The 23326-nt window shown below is 42.4% G+C and carries 23 protein-coding genes; 21 read left to right on the plus strand and 2 right to left on the minus strand.

The features are described from left to right. Nucleotides 1–189: 189 nt before the first annotated feature. The 5 genes from PR761_RS16130 (at nt 190) to megL (ending at nt 4674) form a co-directional block, all read left to right on the plus strand. Nucleotides 190–981: an endonuclease/exonuclease/phosphatase family protein gene (locus tag PR761_RS16130; RefSeq protein WP_006815250.1), complete on the plus strand. Its 792-nt coding sequence runs from the start codon at nt 190–192 to the stop codon at nt 979–981. A 66-nt stretch (nt 982–1047) separates the two neighbouring features. Then, the gene (locus tag PR761_RS16135; RefSeq protein WP_174217581.1) at nt 1048–1632 is read left to right on the plus strand and encodes a DUF1287 domain-containing protein; all 585 of its coding nucleotides are present in this window, start codon (nt 1048–1050) and stop codon (nt 1630–1632) included. A 245-nt stretch (nt 1633–1877) separates the two neighbouring features. Next, a complete protein-coding gene (locus PR761_RS16140) occupies nt 1878–3065 on the plus strand; it encodes an NAD(P)/FAD-dependent oxidoreductase (protein ID WP_006815247.1) in 1188 nt (395 codons plus the stop codon). Between the two features lie 13 nt (nt 3066–3078). Continuing rightward, the gene (locus PR761_RS16145; RefSeq protein ID WP_006815246.1) at nt 3079–3471 is read left to right on the plus strand and encodes a hypothetical protein; all 393 of its coding nucleotides are present in this window, start codon (nt 3079–3081) and stop codon (nt 3469–3471) included. 15 nt (nt 3472–3486) lie between these two features. Continuing rightward, complete coding sequence (gene megL, locus PR761_RS16150; protein WP_154610698.1) at nt 3487–4674, plus strand: methionine gamma-lyase; 1188 nt, start codon at nt 3487–3489, stop codon at nt 4672–4674. Nucleotides 4675–4735: 61 nt separating this feature from the next. Here megL and PR761_RS16155 read toward each other — a convergent pair whose 3' ends face one another. Then, entirely contained in the window at nt 4736–6103 is a 1368-nt protein-coding gene (locus tag PR761_RS16155) for an amino acid permease (RefSeq protein WP_039855206.1), read from the minus strand. A 177-nt stretch (nt 6104–6280) separates the two neighbouring features. On the opposite strand from PR761_RS16155, the gene queE reads away from it, so the two are divergent. Beyond that, nucleotides 6281–6952: a 7-carboxy-7-deazaguanine synthase QueE gene (gene queE, locus PR761_RS16160; RefSeq protein WP_154610697.1), complete on the plus strand. Its 672-nt coding sequence runs from the start codon at nt 6281–6283 to the stop codon at nt 6950–6952. 74 nt (nt 6953–7026) lie between these two features. Here the strand turns inward: queE and queD are convergent, their stop codons facing one another. Next, nucleotides 7027–7389 (minus strand): 6-carboxytetrahydropterin synthase QueD, encoded by a 363-nt coding sequence (gene queD, locus PR761_RS16165; RefSeq protein WP_039855201.1) that lies wholly within the window; start codon nt 7387–7389, stop codon nt 7027–7029. A 265-nt stretch (nt 7390–7654) separates the two neighbouring features. On the opposite strand from queD, the gene cysJ reads away from it, so the two are divergent. From cysJ to rpoS, 15 genes are all read left to right on the plus strand, one after another. Continuing rightward, nucleotides 7655–9460, plus strand: coding sequence for an NADPH-dependent assimilatory sulfite reductase flavoprotein subunit (cysJ, locus tag PR761_RS16170; protein ID WP_154610696.1), 1806 nt, complete (start codon nt 7655–7657; stop codon nt 9458–9460). Beyond that, a complete protein-coding gene (cysI, locus tag PR761_RS16175) occupies nt 9460–11205 on the plus strand; it encodes an assimilatory sulfite reductase (NADPH) hemoprotein subunit (protein WP_006815239.1) in 1746 nt (581 codons plus the stop codon). Before cysJ ends, cysI begins: the two co-directional genes overlap by 1 nt. Continuing rightward, nucleotides 11202–11936, plus strand: a complete 735-nt coding sequence (locus tag PR761_RS16180; protein ID WP_154610695.1) for a phosphoadenylyl-sulfate reductase — start codon at nt 11202–11204, stop codon at nt 11934–11936. Before cysI ends, PR761_RS16180 begins: the two co-directional genes overlap by 4 nt. Before the next feature lie 337 nt (nt 11937–12273). Further along, the gene (cysG, locus tag PR761_RS16185) at nt 12274–13686 is read left to right on the plus strand and encodes a siroheme synthase CysG (RefSeq protein WP_006815235.1); all 1413 of its coding nucleotides are present in this window, start codon (nt 12274–12276) and stop codon (nt 13684–13686) included. A gap of 14 nt (nt 13687–13700) precedes the next feature. After that, the gene (gene cysD, locus PR761_RS16190; protein WP_039855456.1) at nt 13701–14609 is read left to right on the plus strand and encodes a sulfate adenylyltransferase subunit CysD; all 909 of its coding nucleotides are present in this window, start codon (nt 13701–13703) and stop codon (nt 14607–14609) included. Nucleotides 14610–14632: 23 nt separating this feature from the next. Then, nucleotides 14633–16075: a sulfate adenylyltransferase subunit CysN gene (gene cysN, locus PR761_RS16195; RefSeq protein WP_154610694.1), complete on the plus strand. Its 1443-nt coding sequence runs from the start codon at nt 14633–14635 to the stop codon at nt 16073–16075. 4 nt (nt 16076–16079) lie between these two features. Beyond that, the gene (gene cysC, locus PR761_RS16200) at nt 16080–16688 is read left to right on the plus strand and encodes an adenylyl-sulfate kinase (protein ID WP_115164887.1); all 609 of its coding nucleotides are present in this window, start codon (nt 16080–16082) and stop codon (nt 16686–16688) included. A gap of 160 nt (nt 16689–16848) precedes the next feature. After that, complete coding sequence (gene ftsB, locus PR761_RS16205; protein ID WP_006815231.1) at nt 16849–17145, plus strand: cell division protein FtsB; 297 nt, start codon at nt 16849–16851, stop codon at nt 17143–17145. Between the two features lie 60 nt (nt 17146–17205). Beyond that, nucleotides 17206–17934 (plus strand): 2-C-methyl-D-erythritol 4-phosphate cytidylyltransferase, encoded by a 729-nt coding sequence (ispD, locus tag PR761_RS16210; RefSeq protein ID WP_006815230.1) that lies wholly within the window; start codon nt 17206–17208, stop codon nt 17932–17934. A gap of 9 nt (nt 17935–17943) precedes the next feature. After that, entirely contained in the window at nt 17944–18456 is a 513-nt protein-coding gene (gene ispF, locus PR761_RS16215; RefSeq protein WP_006815229.1) for a 2-C-methyl-D-erythritol 2,4-cyclodiphosphate synthase, read from the plus strand. Next, nucleotides 18422–19471: a tRNA pseudouridine(13) synthase TruD gene (truD, locus tag PR761_RS16220; RefSeq protein WP_112837303.1), complete on the plus strand. Its 1050-nt coding sequence runs from the start codon at nt 18422–18424 to the stop codon at nt 19469–19471. The genes ispF and truD overlap by 35 nt, the downstream gene beginning before the upstream one ends. Further along, on the plus strand, nt 19449–20210 hold the full coding sequence (surE, locus tag PR761_RS16225; RefSeq protein ID WP_006815227.1) for a 5'/3'-nucleotidase SurE: 762 nt from the start codon (nt 19449–19451) through the stop codon (nt 20208–20210). Before truD ends, surE begins: the two co-directional genes overlap by 23 nt. Then, nucleotides 20207–20833, plus strand: a complete 627-nt coding sequence (locus PR761_RS16230) for a protein-L-isoaspartate(D-aspartate) O-methyltransferase (protein WP_006815226.1) — start codon at nt 20207–20209, stop codon at nt 20831–20833. Before surE ends, PR761_RS16230 begins: the two co-directional genes overlap by 4 nt. A gap of 328 nt (nt 20834–21161) precedes the next feature. Then, nucleotides 21162–22223: a murein hydrolase activator NlpD gene (gene nlpD / locus PR761_RS16235; protein WP_039855197.1), complete on the plus strand. Its 1062-nt coding sequence runs from the start codon at nt 21162–21164 to the stop codon at nt 22221–22223. A gap of 54 nt (nt 22224–22277) precedes the next feature. Then, a complete protein-coding gene (gene rpoS, locus PR761_RS16240; RefSeq protein ID WP_154610693.1) occupies nt 22278–23252 on the plus strand; it encodes an RNA polymerase sigma factor RpoS in 975 nt (324 codons plus the stop codon). Nucleotides 23253–23326 lie beyond the last annotated feature (74 nt).

Consider the following 23326-nt stretch of genomic DNA (forward strand, 5'->3'; position numbering starts at 1 on the left):
ATTGGGTGGCTTTTTTGCGTTGGGTACTTGGTGAAAATTGAAACATAGATTTGTATAAATACAGGTTATTATTAATAAGTCACTCTACTTCCTAAAATTACTCTCGCTATGTTTGATATACTACTCTTGAATTAATTAAACCAATGCTAGAATACAATTGTACTTAGCAACTATGTAGGGATCCGGTACGTGGCAAAAAGAACTTATTCCGTTCGATACATTGCAGGTGAGCCGGCAATGCGTATCCAGCCTATGCCAATACATATGCTAGGCGATTCACTTCCTATCGGTTTACCCCTGTTCCCTGCGGGTGAAACATTGGATGTTGTGACATGGAATATCTATAAACAGCAGCGACCTAATTGGAAAGCGACCTTAGCCGAATTAGTGCAGGGGAAAAAGCTGTTATTGCTGCAAGAAGCACAAATGTCTCCTGAATTAATTTCCTTTGCAGCATCCCACCAATTAATTGCAGACCAAGTTCCTGCCTTACCTTTTTCGCCACATCCTTCAGGTGTGATGACACTGGCTACTTCCCATCCTATCTATTGCTGTCCATTGAGAGAAAAAGAGCCGCTATTACGTTTAGCTAAATCGGCCCTGATCACGGTTTATCCATTGCCTAATGGACGTCACTTAATGGTGGCAAACGTACATGCAATTAATTTCAGTTTTGGTGTTGATGTATATACTAAACAGCTAAATAAATTAGGTTCCCATATTAGTAAGCATGTTGGGCCGGTGATTTTAGCTGGCGATTTTAATGCATGGAGTCGGCAGCGAGTTAACGCATTGAAGCGTTTTATACGCGCGGTCGGTTTAAAAGAAGTATCTTATGATGTTGATTTAAGAACAAAAGCGTTTGGACGACCACTTGATTTTATGTTTTATCGAGGCTTAAAAATAAAAAATAGTCATGTATTACAGACAGATGCTTCCGATCATAATCCAATAATTACTCAATTCTCTCTGACGAAATAAAAAATTTTTAAGACAATATCACCTTATTTATCTCCGCAATTATTGTAGATTTCATCATCAACATATATGGAGATAGCCCTCTTGAAACAATTATTTCCAGTTTTATTCTTATTATTTACTCCCTATAGTATGGGAGTAAATAATCTCACATTAGCAAAACATGCTGAGCAACTTCCTCGTTTAGTGGCTTATGACGCTTCTTATCAGCGGATAGATTATCCTAATGGGGATGTACCTAGCCATTATGGTGTATGTTCAGATGTGGTTATTCGTAGCTATCGAAAAGTTGGTATCGATCTACAAAAATTGCTCCACGAAGATATCAAACAGAGTTTCAGTCAGTATCCTAGCCAGAAAATGTGGGGATTACGTAAGCCTGATACAAATATTGATCACCGAAGAGTTCCTAACCTTGAAACTTTTTTCTCTCGAAAGGGGATAGTTAAGCCAATAACTAAAAATAGTGCTGATTATCTTCCTGGAGATATTGTTTCATGGCGTTTAGATAATGGTCGCCCTCATATTGGAATTGTGACCTCGATCAAATCCTCAGATAGTCAATCCTACTTAGTCATGCATAATATTGGTTATGGGCAGGTCCCTGAAGATGTTTTATTTAAATGGAAGATTGTGGGTCATTATTCCTATTAATATATGTTTTTCAATAAATTAGTTAAGGTTTTTCTATAATATAAATAAATGAAATATTACTAAAATGAATTAATAACGTACATTTTTTTAGTTAATATATTAGGGTGATTAGTTTTTTTTATTGTTTTTTAAATTACATGCAATTTATTGTATTAGTAATAATTCTGATTGAACTATATTTATTAAGTGAAACGTATTGCGATGCAAATTTTATTTATCGATTTGTTTCTTAAGGACTTAATGTTATGAAAAATATAGTTATTGTTGGTGGCGGTACTGGTGGAACTATGTTGGCAAATATTTTAGCTAGGAAATTAAATAAAGATATTTTTTCAAAAAAAATTAAAATAACGTTAATAACAGACAATCCTATTCATTATTACAAACCAGCCTTTATGTATGTTGCATTTAATATGTTTTTAAAAGAAGAACTAAGCCGTAACGAGCGAGAATTATTAAGGCCAGAAATTGAGTTAGTGATTGATAAAATTGACTCATTTGATTTTAAAAATAAAGAGTTATATTCAAAGAATAACCAAAAATATCATTATGATTATTTAGTTGTTGCTACAGGCTGCATTCCTAGACCTGAACGTATTGAAGGTTTAAAGGAAATGGGAAATCATTTTTATGCCTACGATGCTTCGCGAAAATTGGCAGATCAATTAGCCAAAATAGAAAAAGGTCGAATATTTATTACAGTATCGTTCCCTGAAACACCAAATGTTCCTCATCAATGTGGCATTGCACCGATGGAAACGACGTTAATGATCGATGAGTTTTTACGAAAACGTCGAGTTCGCGATAATATTGAAATCGTGTATACCTACCCAACTGTCTCCCAATTATTACGTAATTGCCTTTTCATGCAGCAGCCAGTTTGTGAAGTCATTCCTGAAGTCTTTAAAATTAAAGATATTAAAGCTCAGCGTGGATTTACGCTCAGTAAAGTTGACCCTGATAAAAAAGTGGCTTACTCAAAAGAAGGTGATGAACAGCCTTTTGATTTATTGATTAGTACTCCGCCGATAACAGCAGTGGAAGCGGTGATTAATACGGGATTGAGCGAACACAATAATGGGGAAGGATGGCTACCAACTGACCATGAAACCATGCAAGTCTATGGTGTTGATGGCGTTTATGTTATTGGTGATACGGTAGATCTGCCTATCAGTAAAGCCGGAGGAAGTTGCCATAATCAAGCGGCTATTATTGCAGATAATATTTGTGGTGAACTCATTTATGGCTACCCAGCAGCGATTTATGATGGTCGCGTACAAGCAGTTGCACAAATGGGATTAACCGCGGGAATGCCTCTGCAATATGACTATAAACATGATGTGATCCCAACACCACCAACGAAGCTTGGCGGATTACTCAGAAATGGCTTCAATAGAGGTATTTATTGGGCTGCCATTCGCGGTTTAGTTTAATAAGGAGTACAGAATGTCTAATAATGAAACTCAAAGTAAACTTGTTGAACTACTCGCTTCTGAATCAGGTAATCATTTTGCTGAGAAATTAGCGCCGTTATTACAGCTAAATCGACTCGATAATATCGTGGATTTGCTCTCATTAGTTTCCGACTTAGTCGATATTCTCGATAACAGCACAGTAGAAAGATTATCCAATTCCTTTGAAGATACCTTAGTTCCTGTGTGGGAACTTGGTACGGCGTATAACATGGCGAAAATGGAAGCGCTAAATGACAGTAAAAATCCCAATTTCCGCTCTGTTTATAGCTTATTAAAAGACCCAAATACATTACGTGGAATTAGCACCGTTTTGCGAACATTACAAATTGTGGGTTCACGATTATCCCAATCTCAGGGAGAGTAATTTTTCGGAGGTGGTATGAGTTTAAATCAGAAACGTTCTTTTGAAACACGCGCAATACACAGTCACTATAATGCAAGTGAACATTTAGGATCGTTAGCTTCACCTATATATCAAACATCAACTTATGTGTTTAAAGATGTGGAAGAGGGAGCGGATTGTTTTAGCGGTGAAAAAGAGGGCTATATTTATACACGTATTAACAATCCAACGTTAAATTTATTAGAAAATAGAATTGCCTCGTTTGAGGAAGGAGAGGCTGCAATTGTTTTCGCCTCTGGTATGGGGGCTATTACATCGACATTATGGGCATTATTAAACCCTGGTGATGAGTTATTAGTGGATCTCACTGTTTATGGCTGTACATACTCTTTTTTCCATCATGGTTTAGCGCGATTTGGTGTCACGGTTCGTCATATCGACATGAGCGATCCACAAATAGTGGAGCAGTCAATTACAGATAAAACGAGGATGATTTTTTTTGAGTCTCCGGCAAATCCCAATATGCGCTTAGTTGATATTGCTTCCGTCAGTGAAATTGCACATCGGCACAATGTACTTGTTGCCGTAGATAATACCTATTGCACACCTTATATTCAGCAGCCGTTAGTACTAGGGGCTGATATTGTATTGCACTCTTTAACTAAATACATGAATGGTCATGGTGATGCTATGGGAGGGGCTGTTATTGCAACGACTGAATGTGCTAAGCAAATTAGGTTGGTTGGGTTGAAAGATATGACAGGGGCTTGCTTGTCTCCTCATGATGCCAGCTTAATTTTAAGGGGAATGAAAACGTTATCAGTGCGGATGGAGAGAGTAGTCCAAAGTACCCATAAAATTGCGAAATATTTAGAATCTCATCCCCTTGTAGAATCCGTGATGTATCCCGGCTTACCGAGTTTTAAGCAATTTGCATTAGCTCAAAAGCAGATGAAATTAGCAGGGGGAATGATTGCATGTGAGTTAAAAGGTGGGTTGAATGCGGGAAAATATTTTTTAAATCGTCTCAACTTATTTTCTAGAGCAGTCAGCTTGGGGGATTGTGAATCATTAGCCCAGCATCCTGCAAGTATGACACATTCAACTTATTCTCCAGAAGAAAGACAACGATATGGTATTAGTGATGGGCTTATTCGGCTTTCTATAGGCTTAGAAGATGCTAATGAACTGATCGAAGATATCCAACAAGCATTAGAAACATAGCCATAAAAAATGCCCTATATCCATCAGGTATAGGGCATTTTATTGTATTGCCAGTTTCTATTTAACGTTTTTGGTAATAACGCATGGCATAGAAAGCAATACTGAGCAGAGCCACCCAGACAACTCCCACAATCAATGCGACTTGCGTATTTTCAAAGAAGCCTAATAGTGCGATAACAAATACCATGAACGCGATGGTAATCGCTGGTCCGATAGGCCAGAAAGGCATCGGAAACTTGATATTTTTCACTTCTTCCTTGCTCATCTTTAAACGCATAGCGACGTGAGAAAGCAGGATCATCAACCATACCCAAACTGTTGCGAAAGTTGCAATCGACGCAATGATCACAAAGATTTTTTCTGGTAGCAGATAGTTGAGGTAAACACCTAACAGCATAATTACTGACATCACAACAACGGTGACCCAAGGCACACCATTTTTGGTCAATTTAGTGAAGACTTTTGGCGCTTGCCCATCTTGAGCCATACCATACATCATACGACCTGCACCAAAAATATCGCTGTTGATAGCAGAGACGGCCGCCGTGATCACCACGACATTTAAGATATTTGCCGCAGATTGAATCCCAAGGCTATCGAAGATTTGGACGAATGGACTACCATTTTGTCCAATTTGATTCCATGGGTAGATAGACATCAGGATAAACAGTGTTAGCCCATAGAATAATAAAATTCGAATAGGTACTGCGTTGATGGCTTTAGGAATGGTTTTTTCAGGATCTTGCGCTTCACTCGCGGTGATACCGATGACTTCAATACCACCAAATGCGAACATGACAATAGCTAATGAAGCTATCACTCCTTCAATGCCATTTGGCATGAAACCGCCATGTTCCCACAGATTTTGAATGCCTACAGCATGGTCAGTCTCTTGCCCAAAGCCATAGAACATTAAGAAAGCACCACCGATAATCATGGCAATAATCGCACTGACTTTAATAATCGAAAGCCAGAACTCCATCTCACCAAAGATTTTAACGTGGCATAAATTGAGAGCGCCAATAAATAGCACGATACTTAGTACCCAAATCCATTGGTCGACATGGGGAAACCAAAATCCCATATACATCCCAAAGGCGGTAATATCCGCTAAACAGACGACCAGCATTTCAAACACATAGTTCCAGCCGGTTAAGAAACCAGCAAGCGGCCCCATATAATGGCTCGCATAGTGAGAGAAAGACCCAGGAACAGGATGATGGACTGCCATTTCACCAAGTGCACGCATGACCATAAACACGGCTGCGCCGCCGAGCATATAGGCGATTAATACCGCGGGGCCTGCCGCTTGGATCGCGGAAGCAGAACCATAGAATAGACCGGTACCAATCGCTGACCCTAAAGCCATAAAGCGAATGTGCCGAACACTCAGTCCCTTTCTGAGTTGATTTTGTTCACTACTTTGCATGTCTTTTCCTGTCTTTGTCGTTATCACTAAATATGGTACCGAATATTGTTTCGGTTTCGTTGATTTAATTGACGAACTTTCTTGAGTGCAAGTCGACTAGATTATCACAAAGTGCATTGCCCGTGAGATAGATATCTGCAATATAATGTACGCCAAATGGATCATTTTAGGAGCGATATGAAATACCCAATTAATGAAATCTTTCAAACGTTGCAGGGAGAAGGCGTTTTTACCGGAGTTCCTGCGGTATTTATCCGCTTGCAGGGCTGTCCAGTCGGATGTAGCTGGTGTGATACCAAACAGACCTGGGATAAGGAACCCGCAAAGGAATCCACATTGGGTGATATTGCGTTAAAGACACAAGATAATGATTTATGGGCGATGGCAGATGCTGAAGCTTTAATTCAGTTAATGCAGCAAAGTGGTTATACGGCGAAGCATATTGTGATTACGGGGGGAGAACCTTGTATTTACGATTTAACCCCATTAACAGAGACACTAGAAACTAATGGTTTTCAATGTCAAATTGAAACCAGCGGAACTTATCCTATTCTCTGCACGGAAAAAACGTGGGTCACAGTATCGCCAAAAGTAGGGATGAAAGGGGGGTTGAAAGTACTGAACCAAGCGGTAGATCGTGCTAATGAAATAAAGCATCCAGTTGCCAGAGAAAAAGACATTGAAGCTCTTGACCAATTATTAGCAAGACGAACAAATAATGCGCCTCTCATCGTAGCATTACAGCCCATTAGCCAAAAAGTATCGGCGACAAAATTATGTATTGATATCTGTATTCAACGTAATTGGCGTTTATCCATTCAAACGCACAAATATTTAAATATTCAATAGCCGAACTGCATTATCTAGCTGTCGGTCTCCCCCACAGCTAGATAAACTTATTGCATATTATTTATCACAATAAATTATTCACCACGATAAACGCAGCCGGCATTACAGGTTTCTTGAACGGTTACTGCGCTTAATAATGGCAGCAGCGGTTTAACTTGTTGCCAAATCCAGCGAGATAATACTTCACTGGTTGGATTTTCTAACCCTTCAATGTCATTCAGATAATGATGATCTAGTCGCTCATAGATAGGTTTAAAGGCACTTTTCACATCAGCGAAGTCGATAATCCATCCCGTATGAGCATCAACGTCTCCGGTAATTTCTAAGCGCACCATGAAAGAATGACCATGTAGGCGGCCACATTTATGACCCGCAGGAACATGTGGAAGTTTGTGGGCGGCTTCGAATTGAAAATCTTTATAGATAGTTGTGCTCATAAGTTTCTCCTTACTCATATTTAGTAGCGTATTCTACTGTTATTTTCACTCAATATGTCGTTATTTATCGATTTCTTATTAACCTTTTTAATAGATATCGATCATCGAATATTTTCTTTAGGATTTTTAGCTATTAGTTATGGCTAGAGTTTCTTATATTCCTGTCAATAGCTGTTATAACCTTTATCAATATATGGAATAGATAAAGGTTTTGATTTTACTTTTAGGCTATTCAATGACGGATCACGTTGGAGTGACAAAATAAATGCAAAACAAGCAACCTCCATTATCGGCATTACCGATTTCTACTGAACAATTGGGACGTTTACAAACTGTCGTGGGGGATTTCTCTACTCATCAACTTGCGTGGTTATCGGGTTATTTATGGGGAATGGTAAATCCAAATAATGGCGTTAGTGAACAAGCTCAAGCTATTATTCCCCCTCAAGAGGCCGTGACAATTATCTCGGCATCCCAAACGGGGAATGCTCGCCGTTTAGCTGAACAGCTCAGAGAGCGACTAATCAATGAAAAAATCAATGCCAATCTGGTAAATGCTGGGGATTATAAATTCAAGCAGATTAACCAAGAAAAAGTCTTGATTGTGGTGGCTTCAACCCAAGGTGAAGGGGATCCTGCGGAAGAGGCTGTTGCGTTACATAAATACCTATTTTCGAAAAAAGCCCCGAATCTAGGAACTACCCAGTATGCCGTATTTTCACTCGGTGATTCTTCTTACGAACATTTTTGCCAAGCAGGTAAAGACTTCGATACGCAATTAGCGCAATTGGGTGCTAGTCCATTATTGGCTCGAGTTGACGCAGATGTAGAATATCAAGCGGTAGCAAATTCATGGCTTGATGAACTGACTCACATTCTCAAAGCCAGAGTGCCCGCTCAATCTGAAAGTCAGTTAGTGAGCGCACAGTCTGGCAGCATCAATCAGCTAGATTCTTCCCCTTATACAAAAACGGCGCCACTGACGGCGACCTTATTAAACAACCAAAAAATTACCGGGCGTGGTTCGGATAAAGATGTTCGCCATATTGAAATTGATTTAGGGGATTCAGGGTTACGCTATCAGCCTGGAGATGCGCTGGGCGTTTGGTTCGATAATGACCCAGCCTTAGTCGATGAAGTGATTGAGTTGCTATGGCTGAAAGGAAATGAAGAGGTTTTTATTGGTCAGCAACGTCATTCCTTGCGTGATGCGTTAACGTACCAGTTAGAGCTAACTCAAAACACCCACTTGATTGTGGAAAAATATGCGCAACTTTCTAAAGATGACAGCTTACTGGCATTAATTAGCGATAAATCCGCGATGATGCAATATGCGCAAACTACACCGATCGCCGATATGCTTCGACAAGCAGCCGCTCAGCCAAAGGCTCAAGAATTTATCGATATTCTGCGCCCATTAACCCCTCGTCTATATTCAATTTCCTCTTCGCAAGCGGAAGTGCCTGATGAAGTACATGCCACGGTGGGGGTTGTTCGTTATGAGATTGATGGTCGTCCAAGAACGGGGGGAGCATCAGGATTCTTAGCTGATCGCCTAAATGAAGGTCACGAACTGCGCGTGTTTATCGAACACAATGATAATTTCCGTTTACCAACCGACCCTAATACGCCCGTTATCATGATTGGACCAGGAACTGGAATCGCACCATTCCGTGCATTCTTACAGCAGCGAGATAATGACGGCGGTGAAGGCAAAAATTGGCTGTTCTTTGGTAACCCTCATTTTGTGGATGATTTTTTATATCAAGTGGAATGGCAGCGCTACGTTAAAGACGGTTTACTGACGCAGATTTCGTTGGCGTGGTCTCGGGATCAAACACACAAAGTATATGTCCAAGATAAGCTACGTGAACAAGGTCGCGAGGTATGGGATTGGCTACAAGAGGGTGCGCATATTTATGTGTGTGGCGATGCCAATCGCATGGCAAAAGATGTCGAACAAGCGTTATTGGATATCATCAGCGAACACGGTCACATGGATGAAGAGCTGGCGGATGATTTTTTAAGTGAGCTGCGTGTAATGCGCCGTTATCAGAGGGATGTTTATTAATGAGCAATCAATATAAAACAGATGCGTCCAACCCACCGTTAGTGGTTGAGGGAAAACTCGCAGACAGCGAGCGCATGAAACAGCAAAGTAACTATTTGCGAGGCACCATCAAAGAGGACCTGAAAAATGGTTTAACGGGTGGCTTTGAGGGTGACAACTTTTTACTCATTCGCTTTCATGGCATGTATCAGCAAGATGATCGCGATATTCGTGCCGAACGTGCGGAACAAAAATTAGAACCTCGCCATGCCATGATGCTGCGCTGCCGCTTACCGGGGGGAATTATTAGCCCCAAACAGTGGCTCGATATTGATAAATTTGCCACTGAACAAACTCTGTATGGCAGCATTCGCATTACTAACCGGCAGACATTCCAATTTCATGGCATCTTGAAAGGGGATGTGAAACCGGCTCATCAAATGCTCAGTCAGGTTGGATTGGATGCGTTAGCAACGGCAAATGATGTGAACCGTAACGTTCTATGTACCTCAAATCCGGTGCAGTCGGAGTTACATCAGCAAGCCTATGAATGGGCAAAAAAAATCTCAGAGCATTTATTACCGCGAACCACCGCTTATGCTGAAATTTGGCTAGATAAAGAAAAAATCGTCACCACAGATGAAGAGCCCATTCTCGGGGAAACGTATCTGCCAAGAAAATTCAAAACCACGGTTGTGATCCCACCGCTTAATGATGTGGATCTTCACGCCAATGATATGAATTTTGTTGCTATTGCGGATCAGGGGCAATTGGTTGGATTTAATGTGCTGGTGGGTGGCGGTTTAGCCATGACGCATGGGGATACCAATACTTATCCACGTTTAGCCAGTGAATTTGGTTTTATCCCACTGGAGAAAACCTTAGCGATAGCCGAAGCCATTGTGACGACCCAGCGAGATTGGGGAAACCGTACCGAACGGAAAAATGCCAAAACCAAATACACCCTTGAACGTGTTGGTGTAGACGTATTTAAGCAGGAAGTTGAGCGGCGTTCAGGGGTAACGTTTGAACCGATTCGTCCCTATCAATTTACCCATCGAGGGGATCAAATTGGCTGGTTAAAAGGCATTGATAACCGCTGGCATTTAACCTTATTTGTGGAAAATGGTCGTTTGGTTGATCTGGCGGATAAACCGTTAAAAACGGGGGTTGCTGAGATTGCTAAGATCCACAAAGGTGATTTTCGCTTAACCGCCAATCAAAACTTAATTGTGGCAGGTATCGCCGAAGAAGATAAAGTAGTGATTGAGCAGATAGCCCAAGCCCATGGATTAATGAGCCCGTCAGTGACTCGCCAGCGGGAAAATTCAATGGCATGTGTTTCTTTCCCAACGTGCCCATTAGCCATGGCAGAAGCTGAACGCTTTTTACCTGAATTTACGACGCAAATTGACACTATTATGGCGGCGCATCAGGTGGCAGATGAGCATATCGTCTTGCGGATTACGGGATGCCCGAATGGCTGTGGGCGCGCCATGCTAGCGGAAGTCGGGCTGGTGGGTAAAGCCAATGACCGATATAACTTACATCTTGGCGGTAACCGTATTGGAACCCGTATTCCACGGATGTACAAAGAAAATATTACGAGTGCAGAAATTCTCTCAATTTTGGACACCTTAATTGGACGCTGGGCTGTAGAGCGCCAGTCTGGAGAAGGCTTCGGGGATTTTTTAATCCGCGTAGACGTGATCAAGCCGGTGATGAATTCTGCGGTGGATTTCTATGAGGTTAAGGAGGCGGTATGAGCCGACTTCAATTAGCGCAAATTCAAGCGTTAGCACCATCAGAGCAAACTGCGTATTTAGCTAATTTCAATCAACAGCTGGAATTAATGAATGCCACCCAGAGGATCGAATGGGCGGTAGATCATTTACCGGAAGAATTTGTTTTATCTTCCAGTTTTGGGATTCAGGGGGCGCTCACCTTACATATAGTGACCCAAGTGATACCCAATATTCCGGTGATTTTAACGGATACTGGCTATCTATTCCCTGAAACTTACCAATTTATTGAGCAACTGACTGAGCGGTTAAATTTAAACCTTAAAGTGTATCGCGCTCCACTCACTCCCGCATGGCAAGAAGCAGTCTATGGGCAATTATGGACTCAGGGTGTTGAAGGCATTGAACGCTACAACCAACTCAATAAAGTGGAGCCAATGGAACGAGCATTAAGTGAGTTACATGCCCAAAGCTGGTTTTCGGGATTGAGGCGGGAGCAATCTACGAGCCGCTCATCGTTACCTGTGCTCAATATAGGGCGCGGAATTTTCAAAATTTTACCCGTGATTGATTGGAACAATAAGGATGTTTATCAGTATTTCACCCAGCATAATTTGCCTTATCACCCATTATGGGAAAAAGGGTATTTATCTGTCGGTGATACACATACCAGTCGACCGTGGGAACCCGGAATGAGTGAGGAAGAAACGAGATTCTTTGGCTTAAAGCGCGAATGCGGGCTTCATGAGAATTAAAATCTGTTAATGAAATTTTGAGTATTTCATTAAAATAATTAGTTACTTGCTTTACTAATAAATAGAAATCAAATTTATTTGTGTAATAACAAAGGGATACTTTTATTTAAAACAAAAGTATCCCTTTACTGTTTTTTATTATTAATTATTGGTTTTTTATTATCAAATCATGTTTGTTTTACTGAAAATAAGCCTGATTTACGTGATTTTATCGATTTTATTTAGCTTATGCCTTTCCGTTCCTATTCATGCCTTTTTGTCATTTCAAAGGCGCTCATTCAAGCCATATAGTCAATTTCAATACGCTTATAATTAAAAAGTCAGATGGAAGTGATATATGGATTACTTACCCTTATTTGTGAATTTACGTGATCGCAAAGTCGTGCTAATCGGTGGTGGGCATGTGGCTGAACGCAAAGCTGAGCTTCTACTCAAAGCGCATGCATCGCTGGTGGTGGTTTCCATTGAGTTATGTGAGTCATTGCAAACCGCTTATCAGCAACAGCAGCTGGAATGGTTACAAGCTTCATATCAACCAGAGCATCTTGATGAGGCTTATTTGGTGATTGCCGCAACGGATGATCAGGCTTTGAATGAGAAAGTTTTTCATGATGCGCAGCAACGACGAATTTTTGTCAATGTTGTGGATGATCAGCCGCTGTGTTCATTTATCGTGCCATCAATTATTGATCGTTCGCCAGTGGTCATTGCTATTTCATCCGGTGGCACAGCCCCTGTTTTAGCCAAATTAATTCGAGAAAAACTGGAAGCCATGTTACCGCCATCATTAGGCAAAATGGCAGAAATTGCTGGGCGTTGGCGTCAGCGAGTCAAACAAAGCTTAACAGGGTTAAGAGAGCGCAAGCGTTTCTGGGAGCACAGTTTTAGTGGGCGGTTTGCCTCCCTTGTGGAAAGTGGGCAACTGAGTGAAGCCGAGCTGCAACTTGAGAAACAGCTTTCTGAGGCAGATAGCCAAGGAGAGTTAGTGTTAGTGGGCGCAGGACCTGGAGATGCGGGATTATTGACATTGAAAGGCTTGAGGGTATTACAAAGTGCCGATGTGGTGCTGTATGACCATTTAGTCAGTGCCGACATTCTCGATTTGGTTCGCCGTGATGCCGATAAAATTTGTGTGGGAAAACGAGCTGGAAATCACAGTGTTTCCCAAGAAGAAACCAACCAATTGATTGTGAAATATGCGCAGCAGGGCAAAAAAGTGGTGCGCTTAAAAGGTGGCGATCCCTTTATTTTTGGGCGGGGTGGTGAAGAGTTACAAGTAGCAGCGCAAGCGGGGATCCCATTCCAAGTCGTTCCCGGAATAACCGCAGCGATTGGTGCCGCGGCTTATGCAGGAATTCCGCTGACTCATCGTGAGCATGCGCAAAGTATTACCTTTATTACAGGGCATTGCCGCAGCGAAGGCGCTGAATTGGACTGGCAAGCATTGGCGCGCAGTAATCAAACTTTGGCGATCTATATGGGAACGGTCACCGCGGCCAATATACGCCAACAACTTATTCAGTATGGTCGCCATCGAGAAACTCCCGTTGCCGTCATTGGTTGTGGTACCCGCCAAGAGCAAAAGGTGGTCACCGGACAATTGCACGAATTGGAGTCCTTAACGTTACAAGCACCGGCTCCCGCTCTCATCGTCATTGGTGAAGTCGCTGCATTACATCAACAGCTTGCGTGGTTTGGTCCGCAATCAGAAACCATCCAATGGCGCTCAGCCGTGCTGGAATTGGCTTAATCGAGGAGTATATGGTGAACGAAAAAACATTAACCCACCTACAGCAATTAGAAGCGGAAAGTATTCATATTATTCGGGAGGTTGCTGCCGAATTTACTAACCCTGTGATGCTGTATTCAATTGGAAAAGACTCTTCGGTCATGCTGCATCTTGCACGCAAAGCATTCTATCCGGGGAAAATTCCATTCCCATTATTGCATGTGGATACCGGATGGAAATTTCGTGAAATGTACCAATTTCGTGATGCAACGGCAGAAAAATACGGTTTTGAACTGTTAATTCATCGAAATCCGGAAGGGGAACGCCTCGGTATAAATCCATTTGTTCATGGTAGCGCCAAGCACACGGACATCATGAAAACAGAAGGATTAAAACAAGCGTTGGATAAATACGGTTTTGATGCGGCGTTTGGTGGTGCAAGGCGCGATGAAGAAAAGTCACGAGCCAAAGAGCGAATTTACTCTTTCCGTGATCGCGCCCACCGTTGGGATCCTAAAAATCAGCGCCCTGAACTGTGGCACAACTACAACGGCCAAATTAATAAAGGGGAAAGTATTCGCGTTTTCCCTCTCTCTAACTGGACGGAACTCGATATTTGGCAATATATCTATTTAGAAAATATCGATATTGTTCCGCTCTATTTTGCAAAAGAACGCCCTGTGCTGGAACGCGATGGCACATTAATCATGGTCGATGATGCGCGTATTGAACTAAAGCCGGGAGAAGTGATCGCTAAGAAGAATGTGCGCTTTAGAACCCTGGGCTGTTGGCCGCTAACGGGGGCGGTGCGTTCGAATGCACAAACACTCCCAGAAATTATTGAAGAGATGTTGCTGTCCACAACCAGTGAGCGCCAAGGGCGTTTAATTGATAGCGACCAATCCGCCTCCATGGAGCAAAAAAAGCGCCAAGGCTATTTTTAATCACAGGGTTAAGGAGCAATATCATGGCTGAACTGGCTTATAACGACACTATCGCCCAGCAGATACAGCAGCAAGGTGGGGTTGAAGCATATTTACTGGCTCAACAGCATAAAGGGCTTTTACGCTTTTTAACCTGTGGCAATGTGGATGATGGGAAAAGTACACTCATCGGGCGTTTACTCCATGACACACAACAGATTTATCAAGATCAACTCTCGGTTTTACAAAGTGACAGTAAACGAATTGGAACACAGGGCGAGAAGCTCGATCTGGCTTTGCTGGTGGATGGTTTAGCGGCTGAGCGAGAGCAGGGGATCACCATCGATGTGGCTTACCGCTATTTTTCCACGGAAAAACGCAAATTTATTATTGCTGATACGCCGGGGCATGAACAATATACCCGCAATATGGCAACCGGAGCCTCAACGTGCTCGCTGTCTATTTTGTTGATCGATGCTCGAAAAGGGGTACAAGAACAAACTCGACGCCACAGTTTTATTAGTACGTTGCTCGGTATTCGTCATTTGATCGTGGCGGTAAATAAAATGGATTTGGTGGATTATAGCCAGCAGGTATTCGATAAAATCCAACAAGATTATCAACATTTTGCCCAGCAACTTCCCGTCGATTTAAACGTCTGGTTTGTCCCGATCTCTGCACTGGATGGGGATAATATTGTTAACCCAAGTCGTCATTTACCTTGGTATCAGGGGGAAACGCTACTTTCGTTACTGGAAAGTGTACAAGTCACTCAAACAGCCGCAGAGCAGTCATTACGTTTCCCTGTTCAATATGTTAATCGCCCAAATTTAGACTTCCGTGGGTACAGTGGAACCCTTTCCTCGGGAATTATCCGCGTCGGACAAAAAGTGAAAGTGTTGCCATCGGGTGTGGTTTCAACGGTGAAGCAGATAGTCACTTTCTCCGGGGATCTTGCTAGTGCAGTGCCCGGGGAAGCTATCACGGTAGTACTTAACGATGAAATTGATATCAGCCGTGGCGATTTGATTGTCGCCGAAGATGAAACTCTACAAACCAGCCAGCATGGGTTGGTTGATGTGGTTTGGATGTCAGAGCAGCCTTTAGTGCAAGGCCAGCAATTGGATATTAAAATTGCAGGTAAACGCAGTCGCGGTAAAGTCGAAAATATTCAATACCAAGTGGACGTCAATAATTTGACGCAAAAAGTCGCGACCGAGCTGCCGTTGAACGGTATTGGCTTAGTGGAGTTTTCTTTTGATGAGCCTTTATTGTTAGAAAACTACCAAAGTAATGGGGATACTGGTGGAATGATCCTGATTGATCGACTGACAAATGTCACGGTGGGAGCAGGGTTAGTTCGTGAGCCTCAATCTTCTGATCAAGTTTACCCTAGCGAATTTAGTCAGTTTGAAATTGAACTGAATCAGTTGATTCGTCGACATTTCCCACATTGGGGCGCTAGAGATGTGCTAGGTGGGAAATAAAGCCATGAACTCGATTAACCAAATAGTTTGGCATCCACATGTTGTAACCCGTGAATTAAGGGAAAAACACAATGGACATCAAGGGGCTGTTTTATGGTTTACGGGGCTATCAGGCTCAGGAAAATCAACACTAGCGGGAGCGGTTGAAAGTCAGCTAGCCAATCTGGGAGCTAAAACGTATTTATTGGATGGCGATAATATTCGCCATGGATTGTGTCGTGATTTGGGGTTTAGTGACGCGGATCGACAAGAAAATATTCGCCGAATTGGTGAGGTTGCTAAATTAATGGTTGATGCCGGTTTAATTGTTGCGACAGCATTTATTTCCCCTTATCAATCTGACCGTCAAAAGGTGCGTGAATTGTTCGAGCCAGAACAATTTTTTGAACTGTATGTGGATACGCCAATTGCGATTTGCGAGCAACGGGATCCTAAAGGCCTGTATCAACAAGCGCGAGCAGGGAAAATTCAACAATTCACAGGAATCGATTCCCCGTACCAAGCACCAGAAAATCCGGAATTGCATCTCGATGGTCAGCAACCGATTGACACGTTACTGATGCAGGTTTTGAGTCTACTTCAACAGAAAAATATCATTCCAGAGTTAAATTGATTTTACTTAAATATCATCCTTTTCTACATTTAAAGGAGATTTGGATGATATTTAATCTCTTCTAGCGCGAACAATTCTGACTTTTTAAGACAATATATGCATCGCAGTAGCGTCACGCGCTCAGTTATGGGATGATTAGCAAATCATTTCAGGGGGCAGAATGGGTAAATTAACGCTACTATTAATTGCGATATTAGCATGGTTACAATATTCCTTATGGTTAGGTAAAAATGGCATTCATGATTATGTCAAAGTTAAGGATGACGTTGCCGCACAGGAGATTGTCAATTCGCGCTTAAAACAGCGTAATGAGCAGCTATTTGCTGAAATCAATGATTTGAATGATGGTCAGGATGCTATTGAAGAACGCGCACGTAGCGAATTAGGCATGGTAAAACCTGGGGAATCATTCTATCGAATGGTCAAAGAGCGCGCCAACCCACCCTCATCCCAATAATCATCATGTTGGATGGGCGATACCCATGAGCCTGATAATTTCTGATGTAAGATTCGAATAATGACAAATCCAATAAGTTCAAGCGCCACTTCCATTGTGGCACTCATTCCCGCTGCTGGCGTGGGAAGCCGCATGAATGCGGACTGCCCAAAGCAATATCTCACTGTGGCAGGGAAAACCATTATTGAACACACCATTGATACCTTGCTACGTAATCCCCACGTGCAGCGTATTGTGGTTGCATTGAGTGCGGAAGACGATTATTTTCAGCACCTTGAAATCGCTAAAGATCCTCGAGTAATTACCGTTATTGGAGGAAAAGAGCGAGCCAATTCTGTTTTAGCGGGGTTGAACTACCTTGCTAAGCAAGCCGATTGTATGAATGCTTGGGTATTAGTGCATGATGCCGCTCGCCCATGTCTTCACCAAGATGACTTAAACACGATTATCCAGCTAGCAACCCAACGTGATTGTTGTGGTGGAATATTAGCGGTACCTGTCCGCGACACGATGAAACGCGGGGTAAGCGGAGAGAAAAATATTTCTCATACCGTTGAACGAGATGCGCTTTGGCATGCATTAACGCCACAATTTTTCCCATTATTGTTATTACGTGACTGTCTAGATAAAGCCTTGAAAGAGAATGCCGTGATCACCGATGAAGCTTCTGCGCTTGAACATTGTGGTTATCAACCTATGTTAATCGCAGGACGAGCCGATAACTTAAAGGTCACCAGACCTGAAGATTTGGCTCTTGCGGAGTTTTATCTTTCAAGAATGAAATCATAAGGAAAAAAAATGAGAATCGGACACGGTTTTGATGTACATAAATTTGGTGGTGAAGGCCCGATAGTGATCGGTGGTGTAAGAGTTCCTTACGAACAAGGGCTTATCGCTCATTCGGATGGTGACGTAGTATTGCACGCCATTACTGACGCAATTTTAGGCGCAGCAGCATTAGGCGATATCGGTAAATTGTTCCCAGATACCGATCCTGCGTACAAAGGTGCCGATAGCCGTATTTTATTGAGAGAAGCCTTTTGCCAAGTGCGCAAAAAAGGCTATTTGATCGGTAATATCGATGTGACGATTATGGCACAAGCGCCAAAAATGTTACCTCATATCCCGCAAATGCGCGTCAATATTGCAGAAGACCTTGAATGCCATATGGATGACGTCAATGTCAAAGCCACCACCACAGAACAGCTAGGTTTTGTCGGTCGTAAAGAAGGGATTGCTTGCGCAGCGGTCGTTCTACTCATCAAAGATAATAGTAATGAAAGTTATGAATGTTCAGTACCTGCATGGTAAACCTCTCTCTTCAGGGGTTTTAAAAAGTATTCCTGAAGATTTCGTGGTTAAAGAAGACCTCGGTTTTGAGTTAGATGGTGACGGCGAACATGTGATGGTTCGCGTTGAAAAAATTGGATGTAATACACTATTCGTTGCGGAACAATTGGCAAAGTTTGCTAAAATTTCTGCAAGGGCGGTCAGTTATGCGGGATTGAAAGATCGGCATGCCGTTACCGAACAGTGGTTTTGTTTGCAAATGCCGGGGAAAGAAACGCCCAATTTTGCTCTGTGGCAATTGGAAGGTTGTCGCGTATTAGCGGTGACGAGACAGAAACGTAAATTGCGTATTGGCGCCCTGAAAGGGAATCAATTCGAAATCACGTTGCGAGATATTTCGAATTCAGATGATGTGGAACTCAGGCTACAAAAAGTGGCTGAGTTTGGCGTACCCAACTATTTTGGGGAGCAACGTTTTGGCCGTGGTGGACAAAACTTGGTGCAAGCACGTCGTTGGGCAAACCAAGAAATTAATGTGCGAGAAAGAAATAAGCGCAGTTTTTACCTGTCTGCCGCGCGTAGTGCTATGTTTAATGAAGTTGCCAGTGCAAGAATCGAAAGCAACAGCGCTCAGAATGTCATGTTGGGGGATGCACTTCAATTGACTGGGCGTGGAAGTTGGTTTGTCGCAACCGCAGAAGAGTTAGCGGCATTACAGGGAAGAGTTGAATCCTCGGAGCTCAGTGTGACTGCGCCACTACCGGGTGATGGTGAGCTAGGAACTCAAGACGATGCGCTTGCTTTTGAAACTCAATGCTTGGAAAGTTATCAGCCGTTTATGGCATTAATGAAAAGTGAACGCGTTTCGCCAGCAAGAAGAGCGGTGCTTATCAAGCCTCAAAATTTACAATGGCAGTGGCTGGATGCGTCTACCGTGAAATTACAATTTTTTCTTAATTCCGGTAGCTTTGCGACCAGCGTAGTGCGAGAAATTATCAATCAGGATTGTGTTGATGCTGAAAATATTATTGAGTAATGACGATGGTGTTACTGCACCGGGAATTCAAACATTGGCTGCTGAATTGCGCAAATCTTATGATGTGCAAGTGATTGCGCCTGACCGCAATCGTAGTGGTGCCTCAAATGCATTAACATTAGATAAACCTCTGAAAATTCAAACATTAGAGAATGGTGATTTGGCAGTTCAAGAGGGAACACCGACAGACTGTGTTTATATCGGCGTGAATAAAGTCGTGCGTCCACGCCCTGATATTGTGGTTTCCGGTATCAACTGTGGCCCGAATTTAGGGGACGATGTTATTTATTCCGGTACGGTAGCGGCAGCCACAGAAGGACGTCATTTAGGCTTGCCTTCGATTGCGGTTTCTTTAGATGGTGATGTGCATTATGAAACGGCAGCTAAGGTCACTAGCGATGTTCTGAAAATGCTGCAAAAAAATCCACTACGAGCAGGAAATATCTTGAATATCAATGTACCGGATATTCCTTATGATGAAATTAAAGGCATCAGAGTGACCCGCTGTGGTAGCCGTCATGCCGCATCAGAGGTTTATAATCTCGAAGATCCTCGTGGAAACATGCTGTATTGGTTGGGACCTGTAGGTGAAATTCGTGACGCGGGACCGGGAACAGACTTTGAAGCGGTACAAAATGGTTATGTATCAATTACCCCATTGCAGGTAGACCTGACATCCTATAAGGCTCAGTCTGTAGTGGAAGAGTGGTTAGATAAGTCAGGAGTGAAGGTAAAATGAAAATTGGGCTCATGAAAGAACTGCTGGTACAACTTCGCCAACAGGGAATTCACGATGAGCGCCTATTAGACGCTCTCGCGCTCGTTCCACGTGAACGATTCGTTGATGAAGCGCTATCTCATAAAGCCTATGATAATATCCCATTACCAATTGGTCATGGGCAAACCATTTCACAACCTTACATTGTTGCCAAAATGACCGCCTTACTCTCAGTTAAACCAACAGATCATATTCTGGAAATCGGGACAGGGTCGGGATACCAAACGGCGGTGCTTGCTCACCTTGCAGAGCATGTTTATTCAGTCGAAAGGGTGAAAAGCTTACAGTGGACAGCCAAGCGTCGCTTTAAGTTGCTCGATTTACACAACATTTCAACTCGTCACGGTGATGGCTGGGAAGGCTGGCTGTCAAAAGGTCCTTTTGATGGCATCATTGTGACAGCCGCACCTAGCGAAATTCCTTCATTACTGTTGAGCCAATTGAAAGACGGTGGGCGGTTAGTATTGCCTGTAGGTGATAAAGATCAGGCGCTGAAATTGATTACTCGTCGCGGTAACGATTATCACACTAATGTCATCGAAAAAGTCCGTTTTGTCCCCCTGATTGCCGGCGATCTAAGCTGATAAATCATTAATTCAAATCTGATGTCTAACGGGCTAGAGTCACCTTGAAAATAAACGTCACCAATAGCCGTTTATTGATGAGTTTATCTAGCCTAATGATATTTGAATTACTCTTAATATGATATTTTACCTATTTAAATGGGATGATTTCGCTCACATGGTTAAGTGATAATCTCAATTTGTTATATTTTTGATACATTTAACTTGTCCATTATTTTATATTTCTGCTTTAATAAGCGAAATATTTTAAGATACCTATATCTATTAGGCATTATTTGCATTTAGTCCTTTAGCTTCAGGTCAGACTTTTCTTCACGGGAGAAGAAATATGAAAATTGTTAGCCCTATAAGTAAAATTCGATGGGCGGTTATCTTTTCATTTAGCGGTGCTTTATTAGCGGGATGTTCTACGCCATATCATCCAGCAGCACCGATTTCGAGTGTGAATGATGGTGGTTCTAGCCAACAATCAGCATCAAGAACTGTACCTAATTCTCCGTCTAATAACGGAATGAGTACGGCGATGCCTTCAGACAGACCTAATTTGTCCTCTAATGGCTCGATGGGGAATTCAGCTTCTCGCACTGTGTCGACTAACGGTGAAGGTCGTATTGTTTATAATCGTGATTATGGAAGTATTCCAAAAGGTAGCTATAACGGGAATACCTATACCGTTCAGCGTGGAGACACATTATTTTATATCGCCTATCTAACGGGTAATGATTTCCGTGAGTTAGCATCGAAAAACAATATTTCGGAGCCTTATAGCTTAAATGTTGGTCAGGTGATAAATATTGGTAACACAAATGTGAACTCGAACACGCAATTAGCATCAAATAGTCAGCAGAGAGCGGTTGATCTTCAACCAACTAGTGGGTATCCTGAAAATAGTAGTGGGCAAAGTTCAGGTAAGATGTTGCCAAATAATAAGAAACCAGTATCAACGGTTTCTACGACAACAACTAGCCCAACTACGACTACAACAACCGCAGCAACTGGAAGTAGCACCAATAACTCGTCGATAAAATGGCGTTGGCCTGCTGATGGGAAGATGATTGAAGGCTTCTCTGATTCACAAGGTGGGAACAAAGGTGTTGATATCGCAGGTACTCGTGGCCAGTCGGTCATAGCGTCTGCTCCAGGTAAAGTTGTATACGCAGGCAACGCACTGCGTGGATATGGAAATCTTATAATAATAAAACATAACGATGACTACTTAAGTGCTTATGCACACAATGATACATTGCTTGTGCGCGACCAACAGGATGTTGCTGAAGGTCAAAAAATAGCCACGATGGGTAGCACCGGTACAAGTTCGGTTCGCTTACATTTTGAAATTCGTTACAAGGGAAAATCAGTAAACCCGTTGCGCTACTTACCGCAGCGATAAACTGGGCGGAGTGCTTTCACATTCCGTCCTCATTATCTTGGGTCGGAGTGACTGATGAGCCAAAGTTCGCTGAAAGTTAACGAGTTGTATAATGACCTCGATGAAAATGCGATGGATGACGCATTTGATGAGAGTCAATTTAAAGAAGAGGATCTAGTTTCCGAGCAGGATGAAGAAACGGACTTACTCCAAAGCACGAGTCAACGTGTTTTGGACGCAACCCAAATTTATCTCAGTGAAATTGGATTCTCTCCGCTCCTCACAGCAGAGGAAGAAGTTTTCTATGCTCGTCGAGCGCTTCGTGGTGATATCGCATCGCGTCAGCGTATGATAGAAAGCAACCTTCGTTTAGTCGTAAAAATTTCTCGTCGTTATAATAATCGAGGACTAGCCTTACTCGATCTGATAGAGGAAGGAAATCTAGGTTTGATTCGTGCAGTAGAAAAATTTGATCCCGAGAAGGGATTCCGTTTTTCAACTTACGCAACATGGTGGATCCGTCAAACGATTGAACGCGCCATAATGAACCAAACCCGTACTATTCGCCTTCCGATTCATATCGTTAAAGAACTCAATATCTACCTTCGTACGGCACGTGAATTAGCCCAAAAGCTGGATCATGAACCAAGCCCAGAAGAGATAGCTGAGCAATTAGATAAACCTGTTGAAGATGTCAGCCGAATGTTGCGCCTAAATGAGCGTATTACTTCCGTTGATACGCCGATTGCAGGGGATTCAGAGAAGTCATTGCTTGAAGTATTATCTGATGATAATGATTCAGGACCTGAGAACACGATCCAAGATAACGACTTAAAAGAAAATATTGTTAAGTGGTTATATGAATTAAATCCGAAACAGCGGGAAGTTTTAGCGCGTCGGTTTGGATTATTAGGCTATGAAGCGGAGACTCTGGAAGAAGTTGGGCTCACACGTGAAAGAGTTCGTCAAATTCAGGTCGAAGGTTTAAGACGTCTTAAAGATATTTTACAAGGTGAGGAATTAACGCTGGAAGCGTTATTCAATATGTAGAACTGCTGTGTTTGAATCTAAAACCCCTGTTATCATCGATAACAGGGGTTTTTCTATTATAATGTGTGAATCAA

Origin of the sequence: Providencia sp. PROV210 (assembly GCF_028479445.1) — a bacterium.
GTDB lineage: Bacteria > Pseudomonadota > Gammaproteobacteria > Enterobacterales > Enterobacteriaceae > Providencia > Providencia rustigianii.

Excerpts from the sequence above, each read along its gene's own strand:
- PR761_RS16135 (WP_174217581.1), top strand. The coding sequence starts at position 1,048 with ATGGAGATAGCCCTCTTGAAACAATTATTTCCAGTTTTATTCTTATTA.
- PR761_RS16140 (WP_006815247.1), top strand. The coding sequence starts at position 1,878 with ATGAAAAATATAGTTATTGTTGGTGGCGGTACTGGTGGAACTATGTTG.
- PR761_RS16145 (WP_006815246.1), top strand. The coding sequence starts at position 3,079 with ATGTCTAATAATGAAACTCAAAGTAAACTTGTTGAACTACTCGCTTCT.
- megL (WP_154610698.1), top strand. The coding sequence starts at position 3,487 with ATGAGTTTAAATCAGAAACGTTCTTTTGAAACACGCGCAATACACAGT.
- PR761_RS16155 (WP_039855206.1), bottom strand. The coding sequence starts at position 6,103 with ATGCAAAGTAGTGAACAAAATCAACTCAGAAAGGGACTGAGTGTTCGG.
- queE (WP_154610697.1), top strand. The coding sequence starts at position 6,281 with ATGAAATACCCAATTAATGAAATCTTTCAAACGTTGCAGGGAGAAGGC.
- queD (WP_039855201.1), bottom strand. The coding sequence starts at position 7,389 with ATGAGCACAACTATCTATAAAGATTTTCAATTCGAAGCCGCCCACAAA.
- cysJ (WP_154610696.1), top strand. The coding sequence starts at position 7,655 with ATGCAAAACAAGCAACCTCCATTATCGGCATTACCGATTTCTACTGAA.
- cysI (WP_006815239.1), top strand. The coding sequence starts at position 9,460 with ATGAGCAATCAATATAAAACAGATGCGTCCAACCCACCGTTAGTGGTT.
- PR761_RS16180 (WP_154610695.1), top strand. The coding sequence starts at position 11,202 with ATGAGCCGACTTCAATTAGCGCAAATTCAAGCGTTAGCACCATCAGAG.
- cysG (WP_006815235.1), top strand. The coding sequence starts at position 12,274 with ATGGATTACTTACCCTTATTTGTGAATTTACGTGATCGCAAAGTCGTG.
- cysN (WP_154610694.1), top strand. The coding sequence starts at position 14,633 with ATGGCTGAACTGGCTTATAACGACACTATCGCCCAGCAGATACAGCAG.
- cysC (WP_115164887.1), top strand. The coding sequence starts at position 16,080 with ATGAACTCGATTAACCAAATAGTTTGGCATCCACATGTTGTAACCCGT.
- ftsB (WP_006815231.1), top strand. The coding sequence starts at position 16,849 with ATGGGTAAATTAACGCTACTATTAATTGCGATATTAGCATGGTTACAA.
- ispD (WP_006815230.1), top strand. The coding sequence starts at position 17,206 with ATGACAAATCCAATAAGTTCAAGCGCCACTTCCATTGTGGCACTCATT.
- ispF (WP_006815229.1), top strand. The coding sequence starts at position 17,944 with ATGAGAATCGGACACGGTTTTGATGTACATAAATTTGGTGGTGAAGGC.
- truD (WP_112837303.1), top strand. The coding sequence starts at position 18,422 with ATGAAAGTTATGAATGTTCAGTACCTGCATGGTAAACCTCTCTCTTCA.
- surE (WP_006815227.1), top strand. The coding sequence starts at position 19,449 with ATGCTGAAAATATTATTGAGTAATGACGATGGTGTTACTGCACCGGGA.
- PR761_RS16230 (WP_006815226.1), top strand. The coding sequence starts at position 20,207 with ATGAAAATTGGGCTCATGAAAGAACTGCTGGTACAACTTCGCCAACAG.
- nlpD (WP_039855197.1), top strand. The coding sequence starts at position 21,162 with ATGAAAATTGTTAGCCCTATAAGTAAAATTCGATGGGCGGTTATCTTT.
- rpoS (WP_154610693.1), top strand. The coding sequence starts at position 22,278 with ATGAGCCAAAGTTCGCTGAAAGTTAACGAGTTGTATAATGACCTCGAT.